Annotated in this window: 17 protein-coding genes and 1 pseudogene; all 18 read left to right on the forward strand. The window is 41.7% G+C overall.

The features are described from left to right. Positions 1–320 precede the first annotated feature (320 nt). A pseudogene (locus AC27EF_RS07410) lies at positions 321–875 on the forward strand (site-specific integrase); the annotation flags it as partial. Positions 876–1,159: 284 nt separating this feature from the next. Then, complete coding sequence (locus AC27EF_RS07415; RefSeq protein ID WP_257465460.1) at positions 1,160–1,945, forward strand: ParA family protein; 786 nt, start codon at positions 1,160–1,162, stop codon at positions 1,943–1,945. Beyond that, positions 1,935–2,831: a ParB/RepB/Spo0J family partition protein gene (locus tag AC27EF_RS07420; RefSeq protein ID WP_257465461.1), complete on the forward strand. Its 897-nt coding sequence runs from the start codon at positions 1,935–1,937 to the stop codon at positions 2,829–2,831. Before AC27EF_RS07415 ends, AC27EF_RS07420 begins: the two co-directional genes overlap by 11 nt. A 35-nt stretch (positions 2,832–2,866) precedes the next feature. Next, positions 2,867–3,178, forward strand: coding sequence for a DUF6050 family protein (locus tag AC27EF_RS07425; protein ID WP_257465462.1), 312 nt, complete (start codon positions 2,867–2,869; stop codon positions 3,176–3,178). Positions 3,179–3,305: 127 nt separating this feature from the next. After that, complete coding sequence (locus tag AC27EF_RS07430; RefSeq protein ID WP_257465463.1) at positions 3,306–3,704, forward strand: hypothetical protein; 399 nt, start codon at positions 3,306–3,308, stop codon at positions 3,702–3,704. Between the two features lie 13 nt (positions 3,705–3,717). Then, entirely contained in the window at positions 3,718–4,116 is a 399-nt protein-coding gene (locus tag AC27EF_RS07435; RefSeq protein WP_487110025.1) for a single-stranded DNA-binding protein, read from the forward strand. A 13-nt stretch (positions 4,117–4,129) separates the two neighbouring features. Beyond that, complete coding sequence (locus AC27EF_RS07440; RefSeq protein ID WP_012744317.1) at positions 4,130–4,522, forward strand: hypothetical protein; 393 nt, start codon at positions 4,130–4,132, stop codon at positions 4,520–4,522. After that, entirely contained in the window at positions 4,515–5,396 is an 882-nt protein-coding gene (locus AC27EF_RS07445) for a replication initiator protein A (RefSeq protein ID WP_257465464.1), read from the forward strand. The genes AC27EF_RS07440 and AC27EF_RS07445 overlap by 8 nt, the downstream gene beginning before the upstream one ends. A gap of 10 nt (positions 5,397–5,406) precedes the next feature. Continuing rightward, positions 5,407–6,225, forward strand: a complete 819-nt coding sequence (locus AC27EF_RS07450; protein WP_257465465.1) for a replication initiator protein A — start codon at positions 5,407–5,409, stop codon at positions 6,223–6,225. After that, entirely contained in the window at positions 6,225–7,019 is a 795-nt protein-coding gene (locus AC27EF_RS07455; RefSeq protein WP_257465466.1) for an ATP-binding protein, read from the forward strand. Before AC27EF_RS07450 ends, AC27EF_RS07455 begins: the two co-directional genes overlap by 1 nt. Before the next feature lie 82 nt (positions 7,020–7,101). Beyond that, positions 7,102–7,593, forward strand: a complete 492-nt coding sequence (locus AC27EF_RS07460; RefSeq protein ID WP_062808228.1) for a PcfB family protein — start codon at positions 7,102–7,104, stop codon at positions 7,591–7,593. A gap of 23 nt (positions 7,594–7,616) precedes the next feature. Beyond that, entirely contained in the window at positions 7,617–9,476 is a 1,860-nt protein-coding gene (locus tag AC27EF_RS07465) for a VirD4-like conjugal transfer protein, CD1115 family (RefSeq protein WP_487110111.1), read from the forward strand. A 121-nt stretch (positions 9,477–9,597) separates the two neighbouring features. Beyond that, positions 9,598–9,813, forward strand: a complete 216-nt coding sequence (locus AC27EF_RS07470) for a Maff2 family mobile element protein (RefSeq protein WP_017144663.1) — start codon at positions 9,598–9,600, stop codon at positions 9,811–9,813. A gap of 12 nt (positions 9,814–9,825) precedes the next feature. Continuing rightward, positions 9,826–10,695 (forward strand): VirB6/TrbL-like conjugal transfer protein, CD1112 family, encoded by an 870-nt coding sequence (locus AC27EF_RS07475; protein ID WP_257465280.1) that lies wholly within the window; start codon positions 9,826–9,828, stop codon positions 10,693–10,695. Between the two features lie 22 nt (positions 10,696–10,717). Continuing rightward, complete coding sequence (locus AC27EF_RS07480; RefSeq protein ID WP_257465281.1) at positions 10,718–11,182, forward strand: PrgI family protein; 465 nt, start codon at positions 10,718–10,720, stop codon at positions 11,180–11,182. Beyond that, the gene (locus AC27EF_RS07485) at positions 11,064–13,520 is read left to right on the forward strand and encodes a VirB4-like conjugal transfer ATPase, CD1110 family (RefSeq protein ID WP_257465282.1); all 2,457 of its coding nucleotides are present in this window, start codon (positions 11,064–11,066) and stop codon (positions 13,518–13,520) included. Before AC27EF_RS07480 ends, AC27EF_RS07485 begins: the two co-directional genes overlap by 119 nt. 16 nt (positions 13,521–13,536) lie before the next feature. Next, positions 13,537–13,647, forward strand: coding sequence for a hypothetical protein (locus tag AC27EF_RS07490; RefSeq protein ID WP_008688066.1), 111 nt, complete (start codon positions 13,537–13,539; stop codon positions 13,645–13,647). Between the two features lie 18 nt (positions 13,648–13,665). Next, on the forward strand, positions 13,666–16,467 hold the full coding sequence (locus AC27EF_RS07495) for a CD1108 family mobile element protein (protein WP_118758673.1): 2,802 nt from the start codon (positions 13,666–13,668) through the stop codon (positions 16,465–16,467). Position 16,468 lies beyond the last annotated feature (1 nt).

Genomic DNA, 16,468 nt, shown 5'->3' on the forward strand with positions numbered 1-16,468 from the left:
TCCAAATGAATATGAGGAACAATATCTTAAAAACATCGAGGAGAATGCAGTAAAAATAGCAAGTTGAAATTTGCTCAGAACAGAGAAAAAATGGTTACATTTAATTTGTACTTTTTCTTGACATAGGACCAACTATCAGAAACATGAGACGGATTTGCAGACAGCATAGCAGTTTTGGAACCAATACCCACACGGGCACAGCAGGGACCGAAAAGAGTTACCTGCCAGCCTGAGCGGATAAAAAAACGAGAAAAATCAAGAAAAACTAAGAACTGGATAGAATCCTTTCGTTTTGGGTGTCTATGCTAGCGGGGACGGTTCAAATGGCTGTTGATGATGATTTGATACGAAAGAACCCTTTTGAATTTCAGCTTGCAACGGTGGTTGTCAATGACAGCGTAACAAGAGAAGCTATTACAAGAAAGCAGGAGAGAGCGTTTCTTGAATTTGTAAAGCAGGACAAACACTTTTGTAAGTATTATGAGGGAATTTACATTCTATTTAAGACGGGGCTTCGTATTTCTGAATTTGTTGGATTGACGATTTCTGATATTGATTTAGAGAAAGGTGTTATCAATGTCAATCATCAGTTGCAACGCAAGCGTAATATGGAATATATTATAGAGGACACAAAGACGGACAGCGGTACAAGACTTGTGCCTATGACTGATGATGTAAAGGCGTGTTTTCGCAAGATTATTCAAAATCGTAAAAAACCAAAATCAGAACCTATGATAGACGGTAAAAGCGGTTTCCTGTATTTAGATAAAAATGATATGCCTATGGTTGCTCTGCATTGGGAGAAATATTTTCAGCATATTTGTGAGAAGTATAATAAAATATATAAACAGGAATTACCTAAAATCACACCTCATGGTCGAGTTATAATAAGGACAAGTTAGAAAACTCCAGTAAATACAAGGGGTTGCACTAATTTAGTCCTTATTTTTAACTCCCTGAAAAGGGAAAAATAAAACAGCGCTGTCATTCCAGATTATGAATTATTACAGATCCAGACTGGAAATGGATTTGTGTAAGACAAGAGTAAAAACAACAGAATTATTGTAATTATAGGACTGAATTAGCTCGCACGGAATATAGATTCCGGATGTCTAATTCAGTCCTCTTTTTGATTGACGACGATGAAAGGTGATGAAAAATGGCTAGAATTATTTCTATTGTAAACCAAAAAGGGGGAACGGGAAAATCCGCATGTACAGCTAATTTAGCAGTAGGATTAGCACAAAAGAATATGAAAGTGTTGATTGTAGATGCCGATCCACAGTCTGATGTATCCGCAGGATTTGGATATCGTGATTGTGATGATAGTAATGAAACACTTACAGCTCTTATGGATGCAGTAATGAAAGATGAAGATATTCCTTCAGACTGTTATATCAGACATCAGGCAGAGGGAATAGACATTATCTGTTCTAACATTGGACTGGCAGGTACGGAAGTACAGTTGGTAAATGCAATGAGCAGGGAATATGTATTGAAACAGATATTATATGGTATCAAAGATCAATATGATGTAGTTATCATTGATTGTATGCCATCATTGGGAATGATTACGATTAATGCGCTGGCTGCATCAGATGAAGTCCTCATTCCAGTTGAAGCATCCTACCTGCCAATCAAAGGATTGCAGCAGTTGTTAAAAACAATCGGTAAGGTCCGTAAGCAGATCAATCCGAAGCTGCAAGTCGGAGGTATTTTGTTTACGATGGTCGATGCTCATACGAATGATGCCAGAAATAACATGGAACTTCTCAGAAATGTATATGGAAGTCAAATTCATATCTTTGATAATTATATTCCATTTTCTGTAAGAATGAAGGAAGCAGTCAGAGAAGGACAGAGTATTTTCTCTTATGATCCGAAAGGCAAAGCTACAGAAGCTTATCGGAGAGTGACGGAGGAGGTGTTGAAAGATGCCATCTAAAAAAAGAGCAACTCCCATTTCCTTACAGCCACTTGATGCGTTATTTGGAACAAACGAAGAAACAAACAATGGAATTTGTGAGATAGAAATAGGAAGCCTTCATCCATTTCCAAATCACCCGTTTCAAGTAAAAGATGATAAGAAAATGGAAGAATTATCAGAAAGCATTACACAATATGGCGTGTTGGTTCCTGGTATTGTGCGATTGAGAGAGTCCGGTGGTTATGAGCTGGTAGCTGGTCATAGGCGAAAACGAGCATGTGAACTTGCGGGATTAGAGAAAATGCCTGTTATCATCAAAGATCTTACAGATGATGAAGCGACGGTGATCATGGTAGATTCCAACATTCAACGAGAAGAGCTGTTGATCAGTGAAAAGGCATTCGCTTATAAAATGAAATATGAGGCGTTAAAGCGTCAGGGAAAACGGTCTGATTTAACTTCTTGCCAAGTTGGCAAGAAGTTGGCGGCAGAAGAAGTCAGTCAGAATACAGGAGATAGTTCCAGACAGATTCTTCGATATATTCATCTGACAGAGTTAATCGCAGAACTTTTAGAACTGGCAGACGAGAAGAAGCTTCCCTTTAATACAGCTGTTGAAGTTTCATATTTGAGAAGTGAAGAACAACAGATATTGCTTCAGTATATGAGTAATCACAATATGGTACCGTCTATGAAGCAGGCAAAGGAATTGAAGCAGATTTCAAAAGAGCAGATGTTGACATATTCAGAGATTGACCAGATCTGTATGAATGAAAGTACTGAGAAAGTACAGGTACAGATTCCGGCGAAAAAGCTGAAACAGTATTTTCCTGAGTCATATTCTAAAGCTCAGATGGAAGAAGTGATATTTATGCTCCTGGCATCATGGGCAGAAAAACAATAATATGATATGCGAAGTTGGACAGAAGGAATGAAAAGATGATGATAGAAGATGTAATTAAAAAATCAATATTGCCACTGGCATTTATGCTATTCTGGTTCTGGATGGTATCCACCATCATGAAAATCAGTGGACAGACAGACTTATTCTGGTGGATATTTCTTTCCGGACTTCCATTTGGAATACATAAAATGCGGCTGATCCTGATTCCAAAAGGAATGGATATAACAGCAACACTTGGGATGGCTGCATTAAGTGTCATCATTGGAGCTTTGATCGGAAGTATCATGATTCCAGTGTATGTAATCCGTGCGGTATACGTTTTCTTACGATATATCATCGGAAAATAATTGAATATTTGATAAGAGGCAGGCTTGCGAAAATAAAATCGTAAGCTTGCCTCTTTTTTTGTACCCAAAATCAGGCAATTCAGGGGAAATCCCTTTTGCAAATATATATACTTGGAGGATTTTTAAGATGAGAGAGCGAATTGAAAGTAAGCATGTAACAAAGGAAATCAAAAGTCAGATGCCAGTGATTCCGGTGGAAATTGTTAAAGAAAGAGGTTGTACGTTCTGCCCGTATTATCTGGGCAATTATGAGAAACAGCCACGCTGTATGATGAAAACCTGTGCCTGGGATGATGAAAATGAACGTTTCCATCCAGTTCTTCGTGGACTGATTCCATTTTACAAAGAGAAGATGAAAAAAGCAGAAGAGAAGTTCCAGGCAATGAAAAAGATTTACACAACGCTGTTAGGAATGTTTGCCGATGAAATGAAGCAGGAAGAGTTGGAAAAAGATGAATGTTACGGATGTGCCTATGGAAAATGTGGACCATGTATCGGTATCTGTTACAAATCAATGAAAGAATAGGAGGGTTAAGCCAATGAATACAACAGTTATTTCCGGGCGATTGGTAAGAAATCCTGGATACAACGAAGTGGAGAATGAAAAAGGACTTCATAAGATTGCCAAGTTTGTTCTGGCAGTCAGAAGAAATTATTCCGATGAAGTCAGTTTTATTCCGGTAAAGGCTTTTGCAAAGAAAGCAGAATTTGCCAGAGATTATCTGATGCAGGGAACAAAGGTCATGGTGGAAGGCGAGATTGTCACAGGTAATTATGAAGATAAGGATACCGGGAAAAAGATCTATACCACTGAAGTGTATGCAAACCGGATTGAATTTTCAGGTGCAAAAATGGTTGACAGACCACCGTTTCCAGAAGATGCGGAAGGGTTCTTAGAGATCCCAGAGGGCATGGAAGAGGAAATGCCGTTTAGATAGAGGAGGATAAAAGATGGTTTCAGTAGATCAGGCGTATATGGTAGGGCATATGAAAAATGCCGATGGAAGTATCAATAACAAAAATGTAGTGCTGTCAGCAGCATGTGAAGCAGCGGAACTGTTCCAGTGCATGATGTCAGTAAATCAGAAACTGGAGGACTGGCAGAGATTTAACCACACCTTGGAGATGCATCTTAGAAGTGTGGAATGTGAGAAAATCCATGATATCTGTCAGGCGGTATATGGAATGAAACATCCGTCCGATGAACTGGAAGGATTGTATCTGGCAAGAGAGGATGAACAGATATGCCTGCTGTACTATCAGGTATTTGTAGGGATGCTGGAAATCAATATTAATTCAGCCGAAGTGCTGTACAAACAGAAGGAGGAAATAATCAATGAGTAAGATGGAGTATATGCCGGTAGATTGTTTGCAGGTGCCAAAGATGCTGTTCCAGGTGGAAGAATTCAAAAATCTGTCAAATACAGCAAAAATTTTATACAGCTTATTTCTGGATCGTTTGAAATTTGCGGTGCAGAATGGCTGGGTAGATCATAACGGAGATCTGTTTGTTATCTATCCAAAAAGCGAAATGAAGAAAGACCTGAATACGACTCGATATGGCGTAGATCAGGCAGTACAGGAACTTGTTAAGATTGGAAAGCTGGTGCGTATTGTTCAAAACAATGGAAAGGTGAACCATTTTTATATCAATGATATTTATGAAAATGAGATGGAGGAAGAATCAATGATGACATTAGACAGAATTATGGCAAATATGCCGATGGAAGAAAGAGAAATTATCATGGACAAGATGGTGGCAGCATCCAGAGATATTTTGGGAACAATTGCTGATATGGGATATCTGGATGGATATGAGACACCATTGACTCCTATGGAAGAGCGTGGCTATTACGATGAAGAAGGTAATCTTGATATTGATGCCGTAGAAGCCAATGGCTATGAGTTTGGGATGGATCTGGCATTTGGCGTGTTATCTGTTTGTGAAGGAAAGCCTGAACGTGTGCTGGAAATTCAGAAATATGTAAATGAACAGTATGAGTGCTGCTCTAATAAGAAGTTTATGAAAGTTCTGGAAACGATCGCACGAATGAATGGAAACGAGGAGGTTTATATTGAGGATATGTATGCCTGCAACAAAGAAGCAAGGAATTATTATCTGAGTGAGTTAATGATGTGCTTCAACTTTGTGTTTAATGAGATGTGTCATGGAACAGGCAGTGCAGCAGGGTGTGATTTTAATAATGAGGAAGAATAGGAAATAAATTATGGCAGATTTTGAATACTTCAGAGCAGAAGAATCTGACCAGTTTTCTTTTTTTCGGATACCCAAAGCTCTGTTCACAGAAAAAGAATTTGCAAGCCTGTCCACAGACGCAAAGCTCCTTTACGGAATTCTGCTTGATCGAATCAGCCTATCCAAGAAAAATGGCTGGATCGACAGTGATGGTTATGTCTATATCATTTATACGATCGCAGAATTACAGGAGCTGTTGCGAATGTCACATACGACAGTGACAAAGCTTCTTTATGAGCTTGACAGTGTGCATGGGATTGGATTGATTGAACGATACCGGCAGGGAAATAATCGTCCTTCTGTCATATACGTGAAAAATTTTGTGAAACGGATCAGAGGAAAGCCCGTAAGATACTTTGCTTCTGGAACGCCAGAAACTGGAAATCCAGACTGCAAGGAATTGGAAATCCGGATTGCAAGAAACTGGAAGTCCGGAACGCAAAAAAATAGAAGTCCGGACTGCAAGAATCTGGATGGAAGTAATACTAAGATAAATAAGACTGAAAAGAATCATACTGATAAGAGTAAGGGCAATACTCCCGCTTTGGAAGAAAAATTCAGTCAGTATGGTAGATTTAAAAATGTTGTTATGTCGGAAGCTGAACTGCAGGAGCTGATGACGCTATTTCCATGGGATTACCAGAAACGGATTGATCATCTTTCTGTTTATATGAAATCCAGTGGAAAAGAATATCAGAACCATTTTGCAACAATCTGTCTTTGGGCAGAAAGGGATGGAACCAGGATAGGAATGGATAAATATGAATTTCAGGAAGGAGAAAGCCTGTGATGGAAAACAAAGTAGCAGCAGATTATCTGGACGAAGAGGGATGTCTCCATTGTGGCATCTGTGGAAAAAGAAAACAGATGAAAGTCAGTCTGATGGGATTTGAGCATGTAGTGTCCTGTTTGTGCGAATGCGAGGCAAAAGCCAGGCAGGAACTAGATGAGAAGATGCAGTGGGAAGAAGCACAGCGGCAGCTTTATCAGAGAAAATCCGTCGGACTTCGGGAAAGAAGATTCTGGGAATGGAAATTTGAAAATGACAACGGAAGCAACCAGAAGATACTAATTGCCAGGCAGTATGTAGAAAACTGGACAGATATGAAGAGAAAAAATGTAGGATTGCTTTTGATGGGACCTGTTGGAACCGGGAAAAGTTTCTTTGCAGGCTGTATTGCAAATGCACTTTTGGAACAGGGAGAACGTGTCATGATGACAAATTTTTCCAGGATCCTAAATGAAATGACTAGCTATCAGGCAGATAAGAACCTGATTATACAAAATCTTGTGGATTATCCGCTGCTGATTATTGATGACTTGGGAATAGAACGAAATTCCGAGTTTGCTTTGGAGCAGGTCTATAATGTGATAGACAGCCGCTATTGTAAAATGCTTCCGCTGATCGTAACAACGAATCTGGGACTGAATGAAATGAAATCCACAGATTTAGATACTGCCCATCAGCGTATTTATAGCAGAATACTTGAAATGTGTGTTCCCATCTATTGTGGTGGAGAAGATAAGAGAAAAGAAGAAGGGACAGAAAAACTCGTACAGGTGCAGAACCTGATTACCGGTTAATCTGTCTTTTTTCATTAAAGGGGGTGATTGCCATGATTACAGATCTGGACAGCAGTTGAATCACTGAAAGGAGGGAAAAGTCATGCAGGAAGAGGTAACTCAGAAAACGGTCACGTTCTGCATTCGGACTACCAAAGTAACAGCAGATCTATTGAAAAAGGTTCTTGCTGCTTATCTGCGTCATCAGAAGCAGAAATCGGTAGAGAAGAAAGCGAAGAAGAATCAGCCGAAACAGGGAAAGGTCACGGTAAAAGAGCTGGCAAAACAGAATGCCGGGATGGTCAATATCGAGATCACAAATAAGAATATCAAGTCCTTTGAACGCTATGCCAGAAAATACGGGATCAATTATGCTCTGAAAAAAGACAAGAGCAAAGAGCCTCCGGTTTATCTGGTATTTTTCAAGGGACGTGATCAGGACGCCCTCAATGCTGCTTTCCGTGAGTTTTCCCAGAAACAGATTCAAAAAGCGAATAAACCTTCCATTCATAAGCGTCTTGCAGCTTACCGGGCAATGATGCCAAAGAAGACGAAGGACAAAGTAAAGAACCGGCATCAGGAGCAGAGCCGATGAAGAAACAACACAGCAATAAGCTGATGCAGAAGTGGAAGAATAAGGCTGGGGTCAGGCTGTCCGCCCTGGATAAAAAGAAACTGGTTCTTACAAATCTTCCCTATGTTCTGACCGCTTTTTATGCGGACCGGGCATCCTGCTTATACAGGAGCAGTCTCGGAGAAGATATGGGGAACAAACTGTTATATGCGATGGAACATGCAGATCGGATCTTTACAGGGATTCTGCTAAGTTTTGACCTGAGAGACCTATTGGTTGGAGTTACTGTCGCAGTTATTTTGAAACTATTGGTTTGGCAGAAACAGTCAGATGCAAAGAAACTCCGGAAAGGAATCGAGTATGGTTCAGCCAGATGGGGAAACGCTGAGGATATCAAACCTTATATGTCGAAAGATCCATGGATGAACATTCCATTGACAGCAACAGAAGCGTTGACAATGGAAAGCCGACCAAAACAACCGAAATATGCAAGAAATAAAAATATTGTAGTTATCGGCGGCAGTGGTTCCGGTAAGACACGTTTTTTCGTAAAACCATCGGTCATGCAGATGAACTGTTCCATGGTCATTACAGATCCCAAAGGCACTCTGATCGAAGAGTGCGGGAAGATGTTAGCAAAGGGACCGCCGAAGAGGGGTAAAGATGGAAATGTCATCAAAGATAAATCCGGGAAAGTGGTATATGAGCCTTATGTGATTAAGGTTTTGAATACGATCAACTTTTCTAAATCCCTTCATTACAATCCATTTGCTTATATACGGTCTGAAAAAGATATCCTGAAGCTAGTGACAACAATCATTGTAAATACCAAAGGCGAAGGGGAAAAAGCTTCCGAAGATTTTTGGGTGAAAGCAGAGAAATTGCTGTATACAGCACTGATTGCTTTTATCTGGTATGAAGGTGATGAAGAGGAAAAGAATCTGAATACTCTTCTGGATCTTTTGAATGAAAGCGAAACCCGTGAAGAGGATGAAACTTACCAGAATCCAGTGGATATGATGTTCCAGGAACTGGAAGAAAGAGATCCGCAGCACTTTGCGGTCAGACAGTATAAAAAATACAAAATGGCCGCCGGCAAAACGGCGAAGTCGATTTTGATTTCCTGTGGTGCCAGACTTGCCCCATTTGATATCGCAGAACTCCGTGAGATCATGTCTTATGATGAAATGGAACTGGATAAGATCGGAGACAGGAAGACAGCCTTGTTTCTGATTATGTCCGATACAGATACAACCTTTAACTTTGTGATTGCCATGTTACAGTCACAGCTTTTCAATCTGCTTTGCGATAAGGCAGATGATGAATATGGTGGAAGACTTCCGGTGCATGTGCGTGTCATCGCTGACGAGTTTGCCAACATCGGACAAATTCCTCAGTTTGACAAGCTGATCGCAACCATCCGAAGCAGGGAAATCTCTGCTTCTATTATTTTGCAGTCACAGAGTCAGTTAAAGGCAATGTATAAGGATAGTGCAGATACCATTCTGGGCAACTGTGATACGACTTTATTCCTTGGTGGGAAAGAGAAGACCACATTAAAGGAAATGAGTGAGCTTCTGGGTAAGGAAACCATTGACCTGTATAACACTTCGGAGACGAGGAGTAATCAGAAGTCTTTTGGATTGAATTACCAGAAAACAGGCAAACAGCTGATGACAGAAGATGAGATTGCAGTCATGGATGGAGGAAAATGTATCCTGCAGATCCGTGGTGCCAGACCATTTTTCTCGGACAAATATGATATCACGAAACACAAAAACTATCGGCTTCTTGCAGATGGAAACGAGAAGAACCGATACAAAGTTGAGAAAGAGTTAAATCCGCAGTACACACCGAAATCTGAAGAAGAGGTGGAAGTAATTCATGTAGAACTGTCGGAGTAACCTTGGGAATGAACGAAAAATAATGAGGAAAGGAATAACTGACATTAGGTGCGCCGGCTTTTTAGTCGGTGTTTTTTCGTTCCCGTAAACACCTGAAAAAAGTCAGTTTTGGTGAATGTATATGGCGTTTTTTAGCAGTGCAATTACAACTTTAAAAACTCTTGTAGTCGCAATCGGTGCAGGTCTTGGCGTGTGGGGTGTCGTAAACCTTCTGGAAGGTTATGGAAATGACAATCCCGGCGCTAAGAGCCAGGGCATCAAACAGCTGATGGCTGGTGCCGGAATCATGCTGCTGGGAACTACCCTGATTCCACAGCTGGCAACATTGTTCTCTTAAGAGGAGTAGTAGATGAACACCATCATTGAGAGAATTACGGAAGCGATAAAGGATATCCTGATCGGGCTTATCAAGTCAAGTTTGGATAACATGTTCACGTCTGTCAATGAACAGGTGGGAACCATAGCCGGGCAGGTGGGACAGACACCGCAGGGATGGAATGCAGGGATTTTTAATCTGATTCAGAATTTATCCCAAACAGTGATTGTCCCCATTGCGGGACTGATCATCACCTTTGTCCTGTGCTATGAATTGATCACGATGGTAACACAGAAAAACAATTTCCATGAATTTGAGACTTACAATATTTTCCTCTGGATCTTCAAAGCGTATGTAGCCATTTATCTGGTGACAAATACGTTCAATATCACGATGGCGGTCTTTGACGTTGGCCAGCATGTGGTCAACAATGCCGCCGGAGTAATTTCCGGAAACACAGCAGTGGACGCATCGGAAGCAATCACAAGGATTGTGGATGCACTGGAAGATATGGAACTGGGGGATTTGTTCCTGCTATCCATGGAAACGCTGTTGATCAGTGTTACCATGCACATTCTGTCAATTATCATTACGGTAATCTTGTATGGCAGGATGATAGAGATTTACCTTTACACTTCCATAGCACCAATTCCGTTTGCCACCATGACCAATAAGGAATGGGGCAATATCGGAAACAACTATTTAAAAGGCTTGTTCGCACTGGCATTTCAGGGATTCTTCATGATGGTCTGTGTGGGAATTTATGCAGTTTTAGTAAATGCAATGACCATATCCAGTGACCTTCATGCAGCAATGTTTTCAGTAGCGGCTTATACCGTGATTCTTGCATTTTCATTATTCAAGACCGGAAGCCTTAGCAAATCAATATTCAATGCCCACTAACGGGCAGGAAGGGAGAGCATACATGGCGTATGTACCAGTACCAAAAGACCTTACCAAGGTCAAAACAAAAGTAGCGTTAAATCTGACAAAGCGGCAGCTGATTTTCTTTTCACTTGCCGCAGTTGTGGGAATTCCGTTTTATCTGTTCATGAGAAAACCAATCGGTTCCAGTATCGCAGCCATCCTGATGGTAACGATCATGCTTCCGTTTTTCTTCATGGCAATGTATGAAAAGGATGGACTTCCCTTTGAAAAAGTGGTGGCAAATATCATTCGACAGAAGTTTATCTGTCCGGCAGTAAGACCATATAAGACAGAAAATTTTTATCAGGAGATTGCCACCCTTGTAAAAAAGGAGGGTGTGCCGGATGGCAAAAAAGACAAAGCAGGAGGCTCAGCAGGAGCGTCTGTCCCTGGCGGAAAAAAGAAACCGTCAGGAAAGAAGAAACAAAAAAAGCAGAAAAGAAAGAGAACAGGAAAAGCGTAAGAAGAAACAGGAACGGGATCGCAGGAAACAGAAAAATATTCCTACAACTGCACAGCAGAGTATTCCGTATATTCGGATGCTGCAGGATGGTATCTGCCAGGTGACAAAGACCTTTTTCTCTAAGACAATTCAGTTTTATGACATCAATTATCAGCTTGCTTTAAACGAGGATAAGACCACGATATTTGAAAATTACTGTGATTTTTTAAATTACTTTGATTCTTCCATCAGTGTGCAGCTGTCCTTTATCAATCAGCAGGTGGATGTGGCAGAATTCGAGAAAAGTATTGATATTCCAGATCAGAACGATGACTTCAATGCCATTCGTGAAGAGTACCGTACTATGCTGAAAAATCAGCTTTCCAAAGGAAATAATGGTCTGGTAAAGACAAAGTATATCACTTTTGGAATCGAAGCAGAAAGCCTGAAAGTGGCAAGACCAAGGCTTGAAAGAATCGAAACAGATATCTTAAATAACTTTAAGGTTCTGGGAGCACAGGCACATTCTTTGAATGGTCTGGAAAGGCTGGAGATTCTGTATCATGTGTTCAACCAGGATCGGATTGAACCATTTAAGTTCCAGTATAAGATGCTTCCGGAAACCGGATTAAAGACCAAAGATTTTATTGCACCGACTTCCTTTAACTTTTCCAAGAATCAGACATTTTTGATGGGAAGAACGATGGGAAGCGTGAGTTATCTGCAGATTCTTGCACCGGAGCTGACAGACCGGATGCTTGCAGATTTCCTGGATGTGGATGACAGCATCAATGTCAACATTCATATCCAGTCCATTGATCAGAGTTCAGCAATCAAAATGATCAAGAGCAAGATTTCAGATCTGGATAAGATGAAGATTGAAGAGCAGAAACGGGCGGTACGTTCCGGTTATGATATGGACGTGCTTCCGTCAGACCTTGTGACTTATGGAGAAGAGGCGAAGAACCTGTTGGAAGATCTGCAGTCCAGAAATGAGAGAATGTTCCTTGTGACGGTTCTGGTAATGAATACCGCTAAGAAGCGCCAGAAGCTGGATAACAATATTTTCCAGGTGCAGGGAATCGCACAGAAATATAACTGTTCTTTAAAACAGTTGGATTATCAGCAGGAGGCAGCACTTATGTCCTGTATTCCGCTTGGAGTCAATCGAATTGAAATTCAGAGAGGGCTTACCACATCATCAACAGCAATCTTTGTGCCATTTACGACACAGGAACTGTTTCAGGAAGGGGAAGCTCTTTATTATGGATTGAATGCATTATCCAATAACATGATCATGGTTGACCGGAAGCGTCTGAAGAACCCGAATGGACTGATTCTCGGCACACCAGGTTCCGGCAAGTCCTTCTCAGCAAAGAGAGAGATTACAAACTGCTTCCTGATTACGGAAGACGATATCATTGTCTGTGATCCAGAAGCTGAATATTCAGCACTTGTGCAAGCACTGCATGGGCAGGTGGTACGTGTTTCTCCGGTATCTGACCAGTATATCAATCCAATGGATCTGAACCTGAACTATTCCGAGGAAGATAATCCACTGTCACTGAAAGCAGATTTTATTCTGTCTTTGTGTGAGCTGATTGTTGGAGGAAAGAATGGACTGGAACCGGTAGAAAAGACCATCATTGACCGCTGTGTGCGGTTGGTATATCAGGAATATCTTGCCGATCCCGTACCGGAGAAGATGCCAATCCTGGAGGACTTATACAATCTTCTGAGAAAGCAGGAAGAGCCAGAAGCACAGCGACTGGCCACTTCATTGGAAATCTATGTTACAGGTTCTTTGAATGTATTTAATCATCAGACAAACGTGGATATCAATAACCGCATTGTCTGCTTTGATATCAAGGAACTTGGTAAACAGTTGAAAAAGATTGGGATGCTTGTAATCCAGGATCAGGTCTGGAACAGGGTAACAATGAACCGTTCTGCCCATAAGTCCACCAGATACTATGTGGATGAGTTCCATCTTCTTTTGAAGGAAGAACAGACCGCAGCCTATAGTGTGGAGATCTGGAAGAGATTTCGTAAATGGGGTGGTATACCGACTGGAATCACCCAGAATATCAAGGATTTGCTGTCTTCCAGAGAAATCGAGAATATATTTGAAAATTCAGATTTTATTTATATGCTGAACCAGGCTTCCGGAGACAGGCAGATTCTTGCCAAACAGCTGAATATTTCACCAACCCAGCTGTCCTATGTAACCAACAGTAATGAGGGGGAAGGACTTCTGTTTTATGGCAATGTCATTATCCCATTTGTAGACAGATTCCCGAAGAATTCCCTCTATAAAATCATGACAACCCGCTTGGAGGAGACTTCCGAAGCAGGTTAAATCAAAGGAGAAAACAATGTTACGAGCAATTTCATATGTATTAACTTTTAGTGGCGGTGCTGTTTTTGGCATCGCTTTTCTCTGTTTATTACAGGCAGGGAAAGGGTATCCGAAGAAGGAGGAATAAGTAGTGGCAGAGCAGAGAATGAAAGTCAGGGATAAGAAAGTCCAGAAAATGACCAAGGATGGTCTGGTGGAAGAAAACCTGACGGATAAATCTTCTGTTCGTGTCAGTAACCGTGCCAGTGATGTGCAGATGGGGAGGAAACAGGGGGAAATAGAAGAAAACCTTGTGGATAAGTCTCCCCGCCAGTCTGAACGGAGTGGGAAAAATATTCGCCCCTCTGTGCAAAAATCCAGAGATGCACCGGAACTGATACGGGCAGAGAAGCAAAGTGAGGATCTTGGACAGAGTAGAAAACAGCAAAATAGAAAAAGAATCCGTGCTGAAGCCGGAAAAGGTTCCAGACTTGCAGAAAAATCCGAAGCCGGACAGTCAGGGAGACTGAAAGAAAAACGTGCGGATCTATCAGAAAACAGAGGAGACAGCCGGAGAAATCAGACCGGTGGCAGCAAAAAGCCGAAACAAAAACAGCGTTTGAAGTTTGCTTATGAGGAAACTGGTGCTTCTGTGAAAAATGATAAAGATATGGAGAAATTGAACCAGATGGATACGGATGGAGTCAATTTTCGCCATCAGAAACAAAAGGAAAAAGCCAGAAAGTTTTCTTATGAGGAAGCAAAAAAGAAGAAGGAAGCAAAGCAGCATTCCAAGAAAGCACAGGTTTATCAGGCAAATGATGGAGAAGCTCCTGGAAAGAAGAAATCCCGCTTGAAGTTTGGCGAAGGGGAATCTGTGAAAACAGGAAAAACTTCTGTTGTCAAGAAAGCAGGAAGTGCAACTTCCGCAGCATTGCACCGTGAGATCAGCAAAAATGAAGACGATAATGCGGCGGTAGAAGGTGTCCATAAGTTAGAAGAAAGCGGCGAAGGTGTTTACCGGCTGGAACAGAGAAGTGCCAGACGCAGGAAACAGAGGGCATCCAGAAAAAGAAGCAGACTAGAAAGACAGGAAGAGAAACAGACACAGGCGGCAGCCCATCAGGAGCAGAAGAAACTGAAAAAACAGATTCAGAAGCAACAGATCAAACGGGATTATGCCAAAGCGAAGCGAAGTGAACAGACAGTAGGGACAGCTGCAAAAGGTACGATTGATTATATCAAGAAGATTGGCGGCAAAGTCACCAACTTCTTTAAAGAAAACCGGAAGGTGTATATCAGTGTAGCAGTTCTGATCGGATTGATGTTTCTGATCATAACGAATGTCACGTCATGCTCTTCAGTGTTTTTGCAAAATGTGATCACTTACACCGGAACCAGTTATCTGTCATCGGATCAGGCAATCCGGGAAGCGGAACTGTATTACACACAGCTGGAAGCTAATCTGCAGGAGCGGATCAACAATATGGAATCTGAAGAACCGGGACATGAGGAATACCGATATAACATCGGACCTATTGAGCATGATCCGTTTATCCTGATTAGTTATCTGTCTGCAAAGTACGAAGAATTTACTTTTGAACAGGTCAAGCCGGAGCTGGATGCCTTGTTTGCAGAGCAATATCATCTAACTACTGAGGCAGTCAATGAGACTGTAACGGAGACAGCAACAGTAAGAGTTGGAGAATCTTTGGGACAGGTTGTGACCAGTGGATATTGTAACTGTCCAATCTGTTGTGGTATTTGGAGCGGAGGACCGACTGCCAGTGGAGCATATCCAACTGCCAATCATACCTTAGCGGTAGATGCTTCCAATCCGTTTGTTCCAATGGGAACAAAGGTAGTTATGAATGGTGTTGAATATACCGTAGAAGATACCGGAGCTTTCGCAAGATACGGTGTACAATTTGATGTCTATTATGACAGTCATGCGGCAGCATCTGCACATGGACATCAGACCTGGGAATGTTATCTTGCGGATGATAACGGAAGCAATGAAGTCGAAGTGACCAGAACCAGAGATGTGGACACGCTGAATGTAACATTGACCAGTGGAAACCTGATGTCAATCTGTCAGGACAGGTTGGGATTCTTCCAGAAAGAACTGTTCAGTGCTTATAACGATACGAAGGGTAATTTACAGATGTTTGCGACACCAGTTGATTTTAACTGGTATTCCAGTGTGACCAGCTATTATGGATATCGGATTCATCCAATTTCAGGAGCAAATCAGTTACACAATGGTATGGATATCGGAGCACCGGAAGGGACAAAAGTAATGGCAGGGCTGACCGGAACAGTTACAACTTCTGCTTATAACGACAGCTATGGCAATTATGTTGTAATCAAGGACAGTAAAGGCTACGAACTGCGGTATGCACATTTAAGCAGCCGGAGCGTATCTGCAGGTGTATCCGTCACGAAAGGTGATGAGATAGGTCTTGTAGGAAATACCGGAAATTCTACAGGAAGCCATCTTCATATTGAGCTTCTGAAAAATGGAGAGCGTTTAAACCCAATCTTTTATCTGGAAACAGGAGAAGGGGCAGGCTTTGGCGGTAATGAATATACCAGCGAAGCAGCGCAACGTTTACTGGAAGAGGCTGCAAAATATCTTGGAACACCGTATGTGTGGGGCGGATACTCTCCTAGCGGATTTGACTGTTCCGGATTTGTAAGTTACTGCCTGACACATTCGGGTGTAAGGAATACAGGAAGATTAACGGCACAGGGATTGTATGACATTTGCACGCCGGTATCCCAGTCAGATGCACAGCCAGGAGATCTGATCTTCTTTACCGGAACCTACGATGCAGGAGAACCAGTAACGCATATTGGAATCTATGTGGGCAATGGTCAGATGATCCATTGTGGGCATCCGGTTCAGTACACGTCCATCAACTCTCCATACTGGCAGAGCCATTTCTATGGATTCGGGCGATGGTAAG

The sequence above is a fragment of the Anaerostipes stercorihominis genome (assembly GCF_057535655.1).

What these genes read in the sequence shown, in the direction of transcription:
- AC27EF_RS07415 (WP_257465460.1), top strand. Translation starts at nt 1,160, where the DNA reads ATGGCTAGAATTATTTCTATTGTAAACCAAAAAGGGGGAACGGGAAAA.
- AC27EF_RS07420 (WP_257465461.1), top strand. Translation starts at nt 1,935, where the DNA reads ATGCCATCTAAAAAAAGAGCAACTCCCATTTCCTTACAGCCACTTGAT.
- AC27EF_RS07425 (WP_257465462.1), top strand. Translation starts at nt 2,867, where the DNA reads ATGATGATAGAAGATGTAATTAAAAAATCAATATTGCCACTGGCATTT.
- AC27EF_RS07430 (WP_257465463.1), top strand. Translation starts at nt 3,306, where the DNA reads ATGAGAGAGCGAATTGAAAGTAAGCATGTAACAAAGGAAATCAAAAGT.
- AC27EF_RS07435 (WP_487110025.1), top strand. Translation starts at nt 3,718, where the DNA reads ATGAATACAACAGTTATTTCCGGGCGATTGGTAAGAAATCCTGGATAC.
- AC27EF_RS07440 (WP_012744317.1), top strand. Translation starts at nt 4,130, where the DNA reads ATGGTTTCAGTAGATCAGGCGTATATGGTAGGGCATATGAAAAATGCC.
- AC27EF_RS07445 (WP_257465464.1), top strand. Translation starts at nt 4,515, where the DNA reads ATGAGTAAGATGGAGTATATGCCGGTAGATTGTTTGCAGGTGCCAAAG.
- AC27EF_RS07450 (WP_257465465.1), top strand. Translation starts at nt 5,407, where the DNA reads ATGGCAGATTTTGAATACTTCAGAGCAGAAGAATCTGACCAGTTTTCT.
- AC27EF_RS07455 (WP_257465466.1), top strand. Translation starts at nt 6,225, where the DNA reads ATGGAAAACAAAGTAGCAGCAGATTATCTGGACGAAGAGGGATGTCTC.
- AC27EF_RS07460 (WP_062808228.1), top strand. Translation starts at nt 7,102, where the DNA reads ATGCAGGAAGAGGTAACTCAGAAAACGGTCACGTTCTGCATTCGGACT.
- AC27EF_RS07465 (WP_487110111.1), top strand. Translation starts at nt 7,617, where the DNA reads ATGCAGAAGTGGAAGAATAAGGCTGGGGTCAGGCTGTCCGCCCTGGAT.
- AC27EF_RS07470 (WP_017144663.1), top strand. Translation starts at nt 9,598, where the DNA reads ATGGCGTTTTTTAGCAGTGCAATTACAACTTTAAAAACTCTTGTAGTC.
- AC27EF_RS07475 (WP_257465280.1), top strand. Translation starts at nt 9,826, where the DNA reads ATGAACACCATCATTGAGAGAATTACGGAAGCGATAAAGGATATCCTG.
- AC27EF_RS07480 (WP_257465281.1), top strand. Translation starts at nt 10,718, where the DNA reads ATGGCGTATGTACCAGTACCAAAAGACCTTACCAAGGTCAAAACAAAA.
- AC27EF_RS07485 (WP_257465282.1), top strand. Translation starts at nt 11,064, where the DNA reads ATGGCAAAAAAGACAAAGCAGGAGGCTCAGCAGGAGCGTCTGTCCCTG.
- AC27EF_RS07490 (WP_008688066.1), top strand. Translation starts at nt 13,537, where the DNA reads ATGTTACGAGCAATTTCATATGTATTAACTTTTAGTGGCGGTGCTGTT.
- AC27EF_RS07495 (WP_118758673.1), top strand. Translation starts at nt 13,666, where the DNA reads ATGAAAGTCAGGGATAAGAAAGTCCAGAAAATGACCAAGGATGGTCTG.